A 13987-nucleotide genomic window follows, 5' to 3' on the forward strand; every position below is an offset into this window, starting at 1 on the left:
CATCCGTGTTGAAAGACCATCCGCATACCGCTCTGTGTTTTCGATGCTTAGCGCTTTCTATGCTTAGCGCTTTCGATGCTTGGCGAGGGAACCCGGACGTGTCGACGACGCGGTGATTCGACACAGCTCGATCACCCGGCACGAGGCTCGTCCAGCGCTGTCGGAAGCCCGCCATGTTTCACGTGAAACTGTTTACGGTTCGGTACCCGTGGGTTTTTCTGCGGGGTACCGTCGGCCGCCACAGAAACTTGATAAGAGCGGGTGGCTTTTTGTCACGCGGGACGGTGTCGACACACTGACGAACACTGCACGCTCGACGCGTCGAGTGCCTTCCTGGAGAAGCACCTGATGTCCGATCAGCCCGTCGAGTCCCTTGGCTCCCAGCTATTCGGCGAATCGGCGGAACCATGTTTCACGTGAAACGCGTGCGGTTCGGCACACCCGGACTTCTACTGGTTTCGCCTTTCTCGAAGGCCGAAGACTCTCGGTAGGGGAGTCGCAAATCCAGTCTGGTGGCGACCGCGGCAGATGAAACCGACACGTCGTCATGTTCGGCGATTCCTGATCCGACCACCGTGCACCCCAGGACGGAATCCGTCGGACCTGACAAGCTCCACAATTTTCGACACCTAACCTTTACGTGAAACTGACCGATTACTCCATCGCCAGATCAGCCCCATCCGATGGGTGGGACCCGGCGGTCGCGAGTCGGACTCGGGTCACGGGATTCCCATCACGAAGATTGTCACGTCCTCTTGCCGCTATAGAAGATCCGAACCCTGTGGGGAGAGCCGGGGGAACGATTCACGACCGGCTCCAGATATTTGGGACCATCGGCGCGCAGGCCGGCTCGACTTGGTTGGGCCGACGCGTCATGCGCGGCGATGGGCGGCACCGACATCATTGGAGCGCGACATAGCGACAACGACGATCACAGAGAGACCACCCACACGGTCTGCACACTCGCAGATCATGTCCGCAATCCGCCGAGTCCCGCGCGCACGACGCCCCAGTACCGGAGCAACCGAACACAGGCGAGTGCTCCGTTTCCTCTGATCGTCTCTCGACCATTCACCAAGAAAAGCTGGACAGCAGATCAGGGCAATTCTCCGTCGTCGTCGAACTCGCCGCATTCTCTCCTCGGCTCTGCCCACCACCCCAGGTTCGTATTCGACACTGGACGCGAGACGCTGCTCCTGCGGAGCCAAGGAAGTCTGGTCATGGTTCGAGCACTCGATGCGCAGGACCTCTTCATGATCAGCCTCGAGCAGCGGGAAGTTCTATGCGCAGTAGCTCTCTGTGCTTCCTGTTTCACGTGAAACATCGCGGCTCCGCCGAGCCACATTCTGCGAGCCAATGGGGTCGCACTGTACGAGCACGTTTCGGCCTGGGGAATTCAGTGCTACATCGTAAAAGAGAGTGGTGCGGTCGGTTGCCGCAGCGACAGGTCCTCGACCGGATGCCCCCCGGCGCGCATTCCGTACAACTCCGATGGTCCGACGCAGTACGCAGGTTGCGGTGTACCGGCTGACGGGAGACCGCTGGACAGCGAAATCAGCGACCACAGACGAGTCCACCCGAACGGACTGCACACTCGCAGATATTGTCGGCCGGTTTACGCGCACACGAAGTCCAGTCTCCGGGTAATCAATTGCTGGCAGATGTTCGCGTCTTCTCTGATCAATCTCTCGATCACGATCACACGCTGGGAAACGGCGGACACGAGATCGGAGCAACCCTTCGTTCGTCGCTGAACCCCGCCCCATCATGTACGCGGCCATGGTCGCGACCCGGTTCTATCCGACACCCGTCAGGCGACGCTGCCACGGCGGGACACGGGAAGGCACGTCTCGAGTCGAACATCAAAGGTGCAGAAGCGCTTTGCGATCGGCCGGCGACGACAAGCACTGAGATCCGACATGCACCAGATCTACGTACTCCCAGTTTCACGTGAAACATACGTACATGTCCAAGGCGCGCACATCGGTACCAACGAGCTGCAGAGCTACCTCTCAACCCATGGGGATGCCGGTCGTTTGTTTCACGTCAAACCACGAGTTCGACTCGCATGGACGCCTGATAATCAGTGGCCGACACACGCGTCACAGTGACGAAAGCGTTGCGCATACCTGGATCCGAATTTCCGGCGACCAGATTGATCGAAAATCCATCTTCGACCATCTCCTCACCGCCGAATTACACCGATGTGATTCCGCCCGAGCCTGCAGGACCTAGTCCAGATACGACAATGGCCCCCACCGAAGTGGGGGCCATCAGATCGTGAAGCTGAACGACGTCGCTATGCCTTGACGACAACTACCCGTCGCGACGGTTCGACGCCAGTGCTCTCGCTGGCAACACCGTCGATTTTCGCGACTGCGTCGTGCACGATCTTGCGCTCGAACGGCGTCATCGGAGTCAGTTCTTCTCGCTCACCTGATTCCAACACGCGACGCGCGGCTTCGGCACCGAGATTGCCGAGTTCGCTGCGACGCTTCGCTCGCCAACCGGCAACGTCGAGCATCAGCTTGCTGCGCTCTCCGGTCGACTGCTGAACAGCCAAGCGGGTCAGTTCTTGCAGAGCGTCGAGAACCTCACCCTTGCGGCCGACGAGCTTGGCGAGATCGTCCCCACCGTCGATGCTGACGATGGCCCGGTCACCCTCGACGTCCAGATCGATGTCGCCGTCGAAGTCGAGCACGTCGAGAAGCTGTTCGAGGTAATCGCCGGCGATCTCGCCTTCCTCGACCAAGTAGTCCTCGTCATCCTCGTCGTCATCGTCATCGTCCGACGCGGCCTCCGCGGACTTTTCTTCGACAACCGCGGCAACGGCAGCTTCCTCGTTCACGGGCTTGTCATCCGCATCCGTATCGACCGCACTGAGCTGATCGGCCTCGACCATCACGTCATTCACTCCATCCCCGGATACCGCACCGACTGGCTTCTGTACTTCGTCGTTCTGGGTTTCGTCTACGTCCGCTGCCATGTTCGTCCTTCTCTCGACGTGTCGGTCAGCGCCGCTTGCGCTTGGTCGACTTGTTCCGGTTCGCCTGCGGTCTCGGCTTGACCGGAGTTGCTGCTCCGTTGGTCGTGCCCGAGGTGTCGACAACGTCGGCCGTCGAATCGTTGTCCACCGGCGGTGCCATCTTGGACAGCTTGGGCCGCGCACCCGGCTTCGGCTTGGTCACCGATACCGGCTTCACTCCCGGCTTGGGCGCATTCTCGGAACGCTTCTCCACCGCAGCGGCAGCTTTGGCAGCTTCTTCTTTGTCGATCTTTCCGAACACCAGGTGCTGCTGCGCGTAAGTCCAGGTGTTGTTGCTGACCCAGTACAGCAGGATCGCGATGGGGAGCAGGGCGCCGAACACCAGCACACCCAGCGGGAACACGTACAGCGCGAGCTTGTTCATGATCGCGGACTGCGGATTCGCAGCCGCTGCGGCGCTCTGGCGGGCCACGGACGCACGTGAGTTCAGGTGCGTCATCACGGCCGCGATGATCATGAGCGGGATCGACACAGCGGCAATGACCCACGTGGCCGGAATGGACGCGTCAGGGCCTACTGCGAAGGCGTTGAGCTGATCCTGCGGCATGGTGATCCACGCCGAAATCGGAGCGCCGAACAGGCGAGCGTCGAGAAAGGATTGGACGTCGGCCACATTGAACGCATAGTTCGAGAGCTCGCGGTTCTCCTCAGGGGTCAACCCGAGCTGACCGAAACCGGTACCGGTGCGGTTGAAGGAACGAAGCACGTGGAACAAACCGATGAACACCGGTGCCTGGGCCAACACGGGTAGACAGCCCATCAGCGGGTTGAAGCCGTGTTCTTTCTGCAGCTTCTGCATCTCGACGGCCATTTTTTGTTTGTCTTTGCCGTACTTCTTCTGCAGAGCCTTGATCTGCGGCTGCAGCTCCTGCATCTGCCGCGTCGTACGAACCTGCTTGACGAAGGGCTTGTACAGAATCAAGCGCAGGGTGAAGACGAGGAAGACGACGGACAGCGCCCAGGCGAATCCATTGCTGGGGTCCTGGAACACAAAGCCGAACACCTTGTGCCATACCCAGAGAATCCAGGCAACCGGATAGTAAATGAAGTCGAGCACGGCTCTATGTACTCCTCTGTTCTTCCACTCGCACGAGATCGTGGTGTTCTTCGGTTTCGGTCATCTCGGTGACGCTCGCGCGCCACCTACCGGGCTCAGGCACCGGGTTCCATCCTCCAGAGTGCCAGGGAGCACATTTGAGAAGGCGAACGACTGCCAGCAACGAGCCCTTCATCATCCCGTGGACCTGGAGAGCCTCGATGGCGTATTCACTGCAGGTGGGGGAGAAGCGACAGGTAGGGGGTCTCATCGGGGACACGTAGGTTCGGTACAACCCGATGAAGTACATGAGAGATCGCGCAGGAATGGAACGAAGGTTGCCCATGAATGTCATGACGGCGGACCCTTCGGAGCTTCGAGAAGACCGAGCTTCTTCAATCCTGAACGCAGTTGAACCAGTAGATCTGTAGAGGACGCGGTCGCAGCACCCGGTAATGCACGGATGACCACGTCGGTGGTCTCGGGGAGCTCACCGATCACGTCGGTACAGATATGCCGAAGCCGGCGCGCAACTCTGTGACGAGTTACGGCCGGCCCGACTGCCTTGCTGACGATCAATCCGAATCGTGGTCCCCGAACGGTCGATGCGATGTCTTGCTCGTCCCGCACAACGGCGTGAACGACCAGATCCGATCTACCCATTCGGCGTCCTCGACGCACCGCTACGGAAAAATCACGTGCTCGGTGTAGTCGATTCGGCTCAGGAAGCATCCCGAGCTCCAAAGTCCGGACGAACGAATATCAGGCTGTGAGTTCTTTACGGCCCTTGCCGCGACGTGCGGAAACGATTGCACGACCCGCACGGGTACGCATACGAAGACGGAAGCCATGAACGCGCGCGCGGCGGCGATTGTTCGGCTGGAACGTCCGCTTGCCCTTGGCCACGGTCAACACTCCTCGAGATTCGAAGACGCCGATCTATCGACGCCTGCTGTAAAGGTTCCAGCGAGTTCGGATGAAGTCGCTTGCCTCCCGAGCGAGAAATCCGAGTGAAGACAGACTGTGTGCAGCCAGCAAGCATCGGCCACCTCGCTATTGGGTGACTGTTCGAGAGTACTGATCGAGTCACCGGTGGTCAAACTCGCTCCGGACCGATCGTCTCGGCAGTTCATGCACAGGCACCGGCGTATTCGGCCACCGAGAGCGTGATCCGCACCGACATCGTTCGCCGACGCCACATCGAGTCGACGCGGTTAGTCCGATCGCACGACAGACAGCAACGATCGATGCAGGTCAGACTGGTGCGTGCGTGATAGCACGAGCCAGGAACGGCCCTGGGCTCACATCGGTGTCGTTTATCCACACCTGTGGATAATTGTGTGGAAACACAGATCAGGTGGCATATTCGTACCTTGCGGGGTCCACCCACGGACCCTGGTCTCAGCCGCGGCGACGCACGATCGACGACGCTATCCGACGATGCCGCCGCGCGGACCGGAAACGACGCACGAGTTTCACGCGTCGTACCCATCCGAGACCAACGCTCGACGGTCCAACCACCGCCGAGACACCGAAGCTCGACAACGGAGGGATCGACGTGAACGACGATCCGGATGCGCTTGCGCGTATCTGGCCCGAGGTGGTCGCGGAGCTCACTTCCGACCGACACAGTGGCTCTCCGCTGACCAAGGGCCAGAAAGCGTGGCTCGCGCTGGTCAAACCGCTGACGCTGACGCAGGGTTTCGCCCTGCTTGCCGTTCCCTCGACCTTCGCTCAAGAAGCCATCGAGCGAGACCTTCGAGAGCCGATCCTGGGCGCACTCGGCCGACATCTCGGTCAGGGCGTCGAAGGCCTCGGTGTACGCATCTCCGCTCCCGAGGACGAAAAGATCGACTCGGATCGCTCGGCCTTTCCCGACGCCGTCAGTTCACCCACCTACCGGCGCCGCATCCTGACCAGCAGAGACGACGAACCTTCCGACTCCGAGACCGCCGATTACGAAGAGGTGGACGACGAGCGCGAGGCGCTGGCCAGCGTGCAGAACTCGTGGCCGACGTATTTCACCAAACCCCCTGAATCGACGCCCCCGTCGTCGGGCGCCAACAGCCTGAACTCGAAGTACACCTTCGACACGTTCGTCATCGGCGCCTCCAATCGATTCGCTCATGCAGCCGCCGTCGCCATCGCCGAAGCACCTGCCCGCGCGTACAACCCCCTCTTCGTCTGGGGTGCGTCGGGATTGGGCAAGACTCATCTTCTGCACGCTGCCGGCCACTACGCGCAGCGACTGTTCCCGGGAATGCGGGTCAAGTACGTCTCCACCGAGGAATTTACGAACGACTTCATCAACAGTCTCCGTGACGACCGCAAGGTGGCGTTCAAGCGCCGCTATCGCGAGACGGACGTGTTGCTCGTCGACGACATTCAGTTCATCGAGGGCAAGGAAGGCATCCAGGAGGAGTTCTTCCACACCTTCAACACCCTCCACAACGCCAACAAGCAGATCGTGGTCTCGTCCGACCGTCCCCCCAAACAACTGGCAACCCTGGAAGAGCGGCTGCGGACCCGCTTCGAATGGGGCCTGATCACCGATGTGCAGCCGCCCGAGCTCGAAACACGCATCGCGATCCTGAGCAAGAAAGCTCGGATGGACCGCCTCGACGTGCCCCACGACGTCCTCGAGCTCATCGCCAGCCGCATCGAACGCAACATCCGTGAGCTCGAAGGTGCCCTCATTCGCGTGACGGCCTTCGCATCGCTCAACGGGCAGGCCCTCGACCTCACTCTGGCAGAGGTGGTGCTGCGCGATCTGATTCCCGATTCGTCGAGTCTCGAGATCAATGCCGCGACGATCATGGCGGTCACCGCGGAGTACTTCAACACCTCCATCGAGGACCTGTGCGGCCCGGGTAAGGCCAGGGCGTTGGCGATGGCCAGGCAGATCGCCATGTATCTCTGCCGCGAGCTCACCGACCTGTCACTGCCCAAGATCGGTCAGACGTTCGGCCGAGATCACACGACCGTCATGTACGCGGACAAGAAGATTCGCAAAGAGATGACCGAGCGCCGCAAAGTGTACGACCAGGTCCAAGAGCTCACTGCGCGCATCAAGCAGCGCTCGAAGCGGTAGCCGACCGGGCATATACGAACGCAGAAGACGGCACCGAATCCCATCGCGGGTTCGGTGCCGTTGCTGTCTCTCGTCCGCGATCGGGTCCGATTTCCGACTCGATCTCGACCCAATTTTCCTGCTTCGACCATTGATTCACACCTGTGGATAACCATGTGGACAACATCGAGGATCTGGGGATGGAGTGTGGGTGCCTGTGCACCGATGTGATTCGTCCACAGGCAGCCGAACGTCAATCGCACATTGGTCCCGAATTCATCCCCACGACACCACGCGAGGCGACCAGCAGATCGAACCGTCCGTGCACAGATTGCACAGGACCTATTAATACTTCTGTTTTCTCCTTGAAAGAACTTCTTTGAAAACAGGTGTTGGGGAGCGATCCGTTCACAGGCCCGCCGGATCACCCGAATCCCACGTCCGGCACGAACCTCGAGCTTTCGTCTCGGGTTCGGAGGGCATACGGTGTGCTTGCGCTGGATGTGCCACACTCGTCGTTGCATCGGTTCGAGCAGCAACCATCGTGGTTGCACCGCTCCGGCCGTGAGGACGAACGCCACCGAACGAGAGGAAATGCCGAGCGATGGAGCTTGGAAGTTTGAAGTTTCGCGTTGCTCGTGAAGATTTTTCCGATTCCGTGGCGTGGGTAGCCCGTAGCCTGCCGTCGCGGCCGCCGGTTCCCGTTCTCGGTGGAGTTCTCCTTGCCGCCGACGAGCAGGGTCTGACGGTTTCCGGATTCGACTACGAGGTCTCCGCTCAGGTCAAGGTGTCGGCCGAGGTCGCCACGGCAGGTCGAGTTCTGGTGTCGGGCAAGCTACTTGCCGATATCACCAAGTCTCTGCCGAACAAGCCGGTAGACGTCACGGTCGACGGCACCCGCGTCCTGGTCAACTGCGGAAGCGCCAAGTTCTCCCTGCCCACGATGCCGGTCGAGGACTATCCGCAGCTCCCGGAGTTGCCCAGCAACACCGGTTCGCTGGCCGGTGATGTCTTCTCCGAGGCCATTGCCCAGGTCGCCATTGCGGCGGGCAAGGACGACACGCTTCCCATGCTCACCGGTATCCGCGTCGAGATCGACGGCACCAACGTCGTGCTCGCTGCCACCGACCGCTTTCGGTTGGCGGTTCGTGAGGTGGACTGGACTCCCGCCGGGGCCGACACCACGACTGCGGTGCTCATCCCGGCCAAGACATTGTCCGAGTCGGCCAAAACTCTGGGCGGTAACGCAGGCTCACCGGTCGAGCTGGCTCTCGGCTCCGGTTCGTCCATCGGAAGCGACGGTTTGTTGGGCATCGTCAGCGACGGGCGCCGCACCACGACGCGTCTGCTCGACGCCGAATTCCCGAAGTTCCGGCAGTTGCTGCCGGCCGAGCACACTGCAGTGGCGACTCTGGAGATCGCATCGCTGATCGAGGCCATCAAGCGTGTGGCACTCGTGGCCGAGCGTGGTGCGCAGGTTCGCCTGGAATTCAACTCGGACGGTGTCCTGCTGTCCGCAGGCGGCGACGACGCGGGTCGCGCCGAAGAAGCTCTCCCTGCCGACTTCCAGGGCGAGGCACTGACCATCGCCTTCAACCCGGGATACCTCATCGACGGGTTGTCCTCGCTGCACAGCGAGAAAGTGACATTCGGATTCACGACGCCGAGCCGACCTGCAGTGCTGCGCCCGACATCGGACGAAGAACTGGTCGCCGACGACTCGGGTAAGTTCGCGGCGCCGCAATCCGAATACACGTATCTGCTGATGCCCGTCAGGCTGCCGGGCTGACCCTGCCTGGTTACTGTTGAATCCGCGGACACTTTCGCACCTGACACAGACAAGGACGCCTCATCATGCAGCTGGGCTTGGTCGGTCTCGGAAAAATGGGCTTCAACATGCGCGAGCGGCTGCGCGAGCATGGTCACGAGGTCATCGGCTACGACCCCCGACCGGAGGTGACGGACACCCCGTCGTTGGCCGGTCTGGCTCAGGCATTGACGGCGCCGAGGGTGGTATGGGTCATGGTCCCGTCCGGCCAGATCACCCGCGACACCATCACCGGTCTGGCGGACGTTCTCGAGCCCGGCGATCTGGTGATCGACGGTGGAAACTCACGATTCACCGATGACAAGCCCAACGCAGAGCTGTTGGACGCCAAAGGAATCGGCTACATCGATGCCGGTGTGTCCGGTGGCGTGTGGGGCCTGAAGAACGGCTACGGATTGATGGTCGGCGGTCAGGACGACCACGTCGCCCGCGCGATGCCGATCTTCGACGCCTTGCGTCCGGAAGGTGAACGCGCGGACGGATTCGTGCACGCCGGCCCGGTCGGTGCAGGTCACTACTCCAAGATGGTGCACAACGGCATCGAGTACGGATTGATGCAGGCATACGCCGAGGGCTACGAAATTCTCGAAGCCGAAGAGCTCGTGCAGGACGTACAAGGTGTGCTGCGGGCATGGAGCAAGGGCACAGTGGTGCGGTCCTGGTTGCTCGACCTGTTGGTCGAAGCACTCGGTCAGGATCCGGAGTTCAGTGAGATCTCCGGCTACACCGAGGACTCCGGCGAGGGTCGTTGGACGGTCGAGGAGGCCATTCGGCATGCTGTGCCGGCCCCGGTGATATCGGCGGCGCTGTTCGCGAGATTTGCTTCGCGACAAGAAGATTCACCTGCCATGAAGGCAGTGTCGGCATTGCGAAATCAGTTCGGCGGGCACGCGGTCAAGAAGGCAGACGCCGACGAGACTCTGCGCGCACCGGCTCCGAAACACGAGTAAGTGTTCGTCCGGTCTCTGCAACTACACGACTTCCGATCCTGGGACGACGTCACCGTCGACCTCGGACCGGGCTCGACCGTGTTCGTGGGACCGAACGGGCACGGTAAGACGAACCTGCTCGAGTCGCTCAACTATCTGTCGACGTTGTCTTCGCATCGCGTGTCGACGGACGCTCCGATGATTCGGGCCGGTGCCGCCAAGGCGTTCGTGGGCAGCGCCGTGGTCAATCACGGTCGCGAGCTGATCATCGACGTGGAGCTGCTCGAGGGCAAGGCCAACAAGGCGCGGATGAATCGCTCGCCGTTGCGGCGGCCGCGGGAGATCTTGGGTGTGCTGCAGAGTGTGCTGTTCGCTCCCGAGGATCTGGCGCTCGTACGCGGTGATCCCGGCGAACGCCGACGGTACCTGGACGAACTGCTCACCAGTCGGATTCCTCGAATGGCTACTGTCCGTGTCGATTACGACAAGGTTCTGCGTCAACGCTCGGCACTGCTCAAGACTGCCGGTGGCTCATTGCGTCGAGGATCGTCGTCGAGCGACGGTGCGAGTGCTCTGGCCACCCTCGATGTCTGGGACGGGCACCTCGCGGCACACGGTGCTCGATTGCTGGCTGCCAGAATAGGTTTGGTACACGAGCTGATGCCTTTCGTGCAGCAGGCGTACGGCTCCATCGCGCCGGAATCGCGGCCGGCAACACTGTCCTATCGCTGCAGTCTTGCCGAAGCACTGCCGCCGGAATTCTCCGACGCCGACCGAGCCCCGGAACCGGACGACGTCGATGTGTTGGAAGCTGCTTTCCTACACCAACTCTCGGTGATGAGACAGCGAGAAATCGAACGAGGCGTGTGTCTGGTGGGGCCCCATCGGGACGACGTCGATTTGATGCTCGGTGATCAGCCGACCAAAGGCTTTGCCAGTCATGGTGAATCGTGGTCGTACGCGCTGTCGTTGCGGCTGGGTTCGTTCGGCTTGCTGCGCGAGGACGGAACGGATCCTGTGCTGATGCTCGACGATGTGTTCGCCGAACTCGACCGAAAGAGACGAGCTGCGCTGGCGACGGTGGCGGCCGGCGCCGAGCAGGTGCTCATCACGGCCGCGGTTCCGGAAGACGTACCACCCGAGCTCGACGCTCGCCGCTACGGCGTCGAAGCACAGCAGAAGGCGGAATCCGGTGCAGCAGGGCGTATTTCGCGCATCACCGACCTGTCGGCCACCATCGACACCGCACGCGAGGAGAGCGAGGTTCGATGAACGACGACGAAGGAGCGGCTGCGGACAAGGGTGAGACGCCGGAGTTGAAGGGTGTCGATCTTGCGCGTCGTGCACTCGAGGATGCGCGCGCAGCAGCCAAAGCCAGCGGTAAGTCGGTGGGGCAAGGGCGGTCGTCTCCGACGGGCGGCGTTCGTGCGCTGCGGGGGCGTCGGCGTCGAGGTTGGTCGGGAGCCGGGCCCGACGACCGAGATCCGCAGGCCTTCGGTGCACTGGCCAACTCCATCGCGTCCAAGCGCGGTTGGTCGGCCAAGGTGTCCGAAGGTGCTGTGTTGGGGCGGTGGGCCAACGTCGTCGGTGAGGACATCTCTGCGCACGCCGAACCCACCGGGCTCAAGGACGGAGTGCTCAGTATCTCCGCCGAGTCGACGGCCTGGGCTACGCAGCTCAGGCTGATGCAGTCGCAGATTCTGGCGAAGATCGCGGCGGCGGTCGGTCATGGTGTGGTGACATCTCTCCGGATTACCGGGCCGACGACTCAGAGTTGGCGAAAAGGTGAACGGCACGTGCGTGGGCGGGGTCCGCGGGACACGTACGGATAGTGACAGCTCCTAACATAAGCTTCGCGAACTGCCTGGTACACGTGATCCTCAACAGATGTTGGGGCCGGTGTTGCTGTGAGATGATCCTTGTGCGTAGCGTGATTCGGAACACGTAGCGGTCGGGGACCGAGTACAAGTTCTGCGCGGCTATCGGACGAGGAGAAGTTGTGTCTGCACCCACGAAGAAAGCATCGACAGTAGCGGTCGATGTCGACGGAACCCCCGAAGACAGGGTCCTTCTACACGCACGCAACGTCGAGTTCGATTGGAATTCGCTGCCGCTGCACTACATGGACGGCAACCCGCTCGCGACGCACTTGATCAACGTGATGCACCTGCTCCTGCCCGAGGGCGAGGAGTGGTTCGTGCGCACCTTCAAGGAAGCGTTGCCACTGATTCACGACGACCAGCTGCGGGACGACGTGATCGGCTTCATCGGCCAGGAAGCCATGCACGCACAGGCCCACACCGAGGTCCACGATCAGCTTCGTACGCACGGAATCGATGTCGATCCGTACGTCGATCAGATGAAGTTCCTGTTCGGTCGCGCGCTCGGTAATCGTTCGGGCCACGGTCAGAACAGCCTGGTCGAGCGGCTGGCTTTGATCGCTGCCGCCGAGCATCTGACCGCGTTCCTCGGCGACTGGGTTCTCAACGCGCGCGAGCTCGACGACGCCGACGTCGATCCGGTGATGCTGGACCTGCTGCGGTGGCACGGTGCCGAGGAAGTCGAGCACCGTTCGGTGGCATACGAGGTGATGCGCTACTTCGATGTCAGGCCGGCGCGGCGGATCCGTACCTACGTCGTCATTGCACCCACCCTCGTCTGGTTCTGGACGCGCGGCGTGCGCTACCTCATGAGCCAGGATCCGACGTTGGCGCATCTGTCGCCGAAGGAGCGCACGCCGTCGTTCCGTGAATTCCGACGAGTGACGAAAGCCGGTTTGTTTCCGACACCGATGTCGATGGTCAAGGCGTCGTTGCGGTACTTCAAGAGCACCTATGATCCGTCGCAGGAAGGCTCGACGGCTCAAGCCGTGCAGTACCTCGCTACCTCTCCGGCGGCGCGGTCCGCTGATCGATGACCAAACGCACGTTGCGGAGCAGGCTCGGCGCAATGGCTCAGAAGGTCGACTCGTTTCGAGTCGGTCGCACGATTCCGCAAAATCTGTACGGGCGGAACGAACCTGATCAGACGGTGTCTCTGGTCACCGACGCGCTCGACAAGTGGTTCGCTCTACTCGACAACGACGAGTACGACGGCTCGTTCGCGGCACCTCCGGTTACGCGCACCCGAGAACTGATTCTGGTCTCCCGCGAGGTGCTCTGCATCGACGAACAGGTGGTGCAGCTGACCTTCGCTGCGGCCGACAAGTCTGCTCTACCCGCGTGGGCACCGGGAATGCACTTGGATTTCTACCTTCCGTCCGGTCGTCGACGTCAGTATTCGCTGTGCGGTCTGCCGAGTGAGAACACGTACTCGATCGCAGTGCGACTCGTCCCGAACGGCGGCGGCGGATCTGCGGAAATGCACTCGCTGGCGGTCGGCACACAGGTGTCGATTCGGGGGCCGCGCAACGGTTTTCCGTTCGTCCCGTCCGAACAGGCAGTGTTCGTGGCCGGCGGAATCGGTATCACCGCGATCATCTCGATGGTGCGCAGAGCGCGTGATCTCGGGATGGACTGGCACTTCGTCTACTGCGGCCGCTCGCGTGAGTCGATGCCGTTTCTGGAGGAGATCGCAGGCTGGGATCCTGCACGAGTGACCGTCCGCACCGACGACGTGGACGGCATGCCGTCGAGCATGGATTTGCTCGGAGCCACGGCACCGGGCGGATCGGTCTATGTGTGTGGTCCACCGCCGATGATCGATCTGGTTCGCGCGTCGTTCGACGCCCTCCCGGCGACGCATCTGCATTTCGAGCGCTTCTCGCCGCCGCCGGTCAAGAACGGTACGAACTTCGAGGTGCAGCTCGTCGACTCGGGACAGATCCTGGCTGTCGGTGCGGAAGAGACTGCGCTGCATGCGATTCGACGGGTGCGGCCCGACATCGCGTACTCGTGTCAACAGGGTTTCTGCGGTACGTGTCGGGTGCGAGTGCTCAGTGGAACACCGCAGCACCGGGAGAATCGCCTCACGTCCGAGGAGCAGAAGCACGAGATGTTGATCTGCGTGTCGCGCTCCGACGGCGAACGGATCGTGCTCGATCTGTAGCCGAGCGGTCCGTTTTACCCTTCATCTTTGT

Annotated in this window: 12 protein-coding genes; 7 read left to right on the top strand and 5 right to left on the bottom strand. The window is 61.6% G+C overall.

Features of this window, described 5'->3' with window-relative positions:
• Positions 1–2299 precede the first annotated feature (2299 nt).
• Genes AC5WEY_RS04305 through rpmH form a run of 5 tightly spaced genes read right to left on the bottom strand, consistent with a single transcriptional unit; the run spans position 2300 to position 4988 of the window.
• The gene (locus AC5WEY_RS04305) at positions 2300–2986 is read right to left on the bottom strand and encodes a Jag family protein (protein WP_495644824.1); all 687 of its coding nucleotides are present in this window, start codon (positions 2984–2986) and stop codon (positions 2300–2302) included.
• A 25-nt stretch (positions 2987–3011) separates the two neighbouring features.
• The gene (gene yidC, locus AC5WEY_RS04310) at positions 3012–4103 is read right to left on the bottom strand and encodes a membrane protein insertase YidC (RefSeq protein WP_495644825.1); all 1092 of its coding nucleotides are present in this window, start codon (positions 4101–4103) and stop codon (positions 3012–3014) included.
• A gap of 4 nt (positions 4104–4107) precedes the next feature.
• Complete coding sequence (yidD, locus tag AC5WEY_RS04315; protein WP_057478370.1) at positions 4108–4437, bottom strand: membrane protein insertion efficiency factor YidD; 330 nt, start codon at positions 4435–4437, stop codon at positions 4108–4110.
• Positions 4434–4814, bottom strand: coding sequence for a ribonuclease P protein component (gene rnpA, locus AC5WEY_RS04320; RefSeq protein WP_495644826.1), 381 nt, complete (start codon positions 4812–4814; stop codon positions 4434–4436). Before rnpA ends, yidD begins: the two co-directional genes overlap by 4 nt.
• A gap of 30 nt (positions 4815–4844) precedes the next feature.
• Complete coding sequence (gene rpmH, locus AC5WEY_RS04325; RefSeq protein ID WP_026347786.1) at positions 4845–4988, bottom strand: 50S ribosomal protein L34; 144 nt, start codon at positions 4986–4988, stop codon at positions 4845–4847.
• 652 nt (positions 4989–5640) lie between these two features.
• Between rpmH and dnaA the strand changes: the two genes are divergently transcribed.
• The 7 genes from dnaA to AC5WEY_RS04360 all read left to right on the top strand — a co-directional run bounded on the left by dnaA (position 5641) and on the right by AC5WEY_RS04360 (position 13956).
• Complete coding sequence (gene dnaA / locus AC5WEY_RS04330) at positions 5641–7173, top strand: chromosomal replication initiator protein DnaA (protein WP_057478501.1); 1533 nt, start codon at positions 5641–5643, stop codon at positions 7171–7173.
• 583 nt (positions 7174–7756) lie between these two features.
• On the top strand, positions 7757–8941 hold the full coding sequence (gene dnaN, locus AC5WEY_RS04335; RefSeq protein ID WP_057478372.1) for a DNA polymerase III subunit beta: 1185 nt from the start codon (positions 7757–7759) through the stop codon (positions 8939–8941).
• Between the two features lie 65 nt (positions 8942–9006).
• On the top strand, positions 9007–9930 hold the full coding sequence (gnd, locus tag AC5WEY_RS04340; RefSeq protein ID WP_057478373.1) for a phosphogluconate dehydrogenase (NAD(+)-dependent, decarboxylating): 924 nt from the start codon (positions 9007–9009) through the stop codon (positions 9928–9930).
• Complete coding sequence (gene recF, locus AC5WEY_RS04345) at positions 9931–11181, top strand: DNA replication/repair protein RecF (protein WP_495644827.1); 1251 nt, start codon at positions 9931–9933, stop codon at positions 11179–11181. It abuts the gene before it with no gap.
• Positions 11178–11741 carry a DUF721 family protein gene (locus AC5WEY_RS04350; RefSeq protein WP_057478375.1) on the top strand — a complete coding sequence of 188 codons (564 nt, stop codon included), beginning with the start codon at positions 11178–11180 and terminating at the stop codon, positions 11739–11741. The genes recF and AC5WEY_RS04350 overlap by 4 nt, the downstream gene beginning before the upstream one ends.
• Positions 11742–11908: 167 nt before the next feature.
• On the top strand, positions 11909–12826 hold the full coding sequence (locus AC5WEY_RS04355; protein WP_495644828.1) for a metal-dependent hydrolase: 918 nt from the start codon (positions 11909–11911) through the stop codon (positions 12824–12826).
• Between the two features lie 32 nt (positions 12827–12858).
• Complete coding sequence (locus tag AC5WEY_RS04360) at positions 12859–13956, top strand: PDR/VanB family oxidoreductase (protein ID WP_495644829.1); 1098 nt, start codon at positions 12859–12861, stop codon at positions 13954–13956.
• Positions 13957–13987 lie beyond the last annotated feature (31 nt).

It is taken from the genome of Rhodococcoides sp. S146-33, from assembly GCF_059489205.1.

Coding starts and splice junctions, on each gene's coding strand:
- yidD (WP_057478370.1), bottom strand. CDS start 4,437: ATGACATTCATGGGCAACCTTCGTTCCATTCCTGCGCGATCTCTCATG.
- gnd (WP_057478373.1), top strand. CDS start 9,007: ATGCAGCTGGGCTTGGTCGGTCTCGGAAAAATGGGCTTCAACATGCGC.
- AC5WEY_RS04360 (WP_495644829.1), top strand. CDS start 12,859: ATGGCTCAGAAGGTCGACTCGTTTCGAGTCGGTCGCACGATTCCGCAA.
- dnaN (WP_057478372.1), top strand. CDS start 7,757: ATGGAGCTTGGAAGTTTGAAGTTTCGCGTTGCTCGTGAAGATTTTTCC.
- AC5WEY_RS04305 (WP_495644824.1), bottom strand. CDS start 2,986: ATGGCAGCGGACGTAGACGAAACCCAGAACGACGAAGTACAGAAGCCA.
- AC5WEY_RS04350 (WP_057478375.1), top strand. CDS start 11,178: ATGAACGACGACGAAGGAGCGGCTGCGGACAAGGGTGAGACGCCGGAG.
- rnpA (WP_495644826.1), bottom strand. CDS start 4,814: ATGCTTCCTGAGCCGAATCGACTACACCGAGCACGTGATTTTTCCGTA.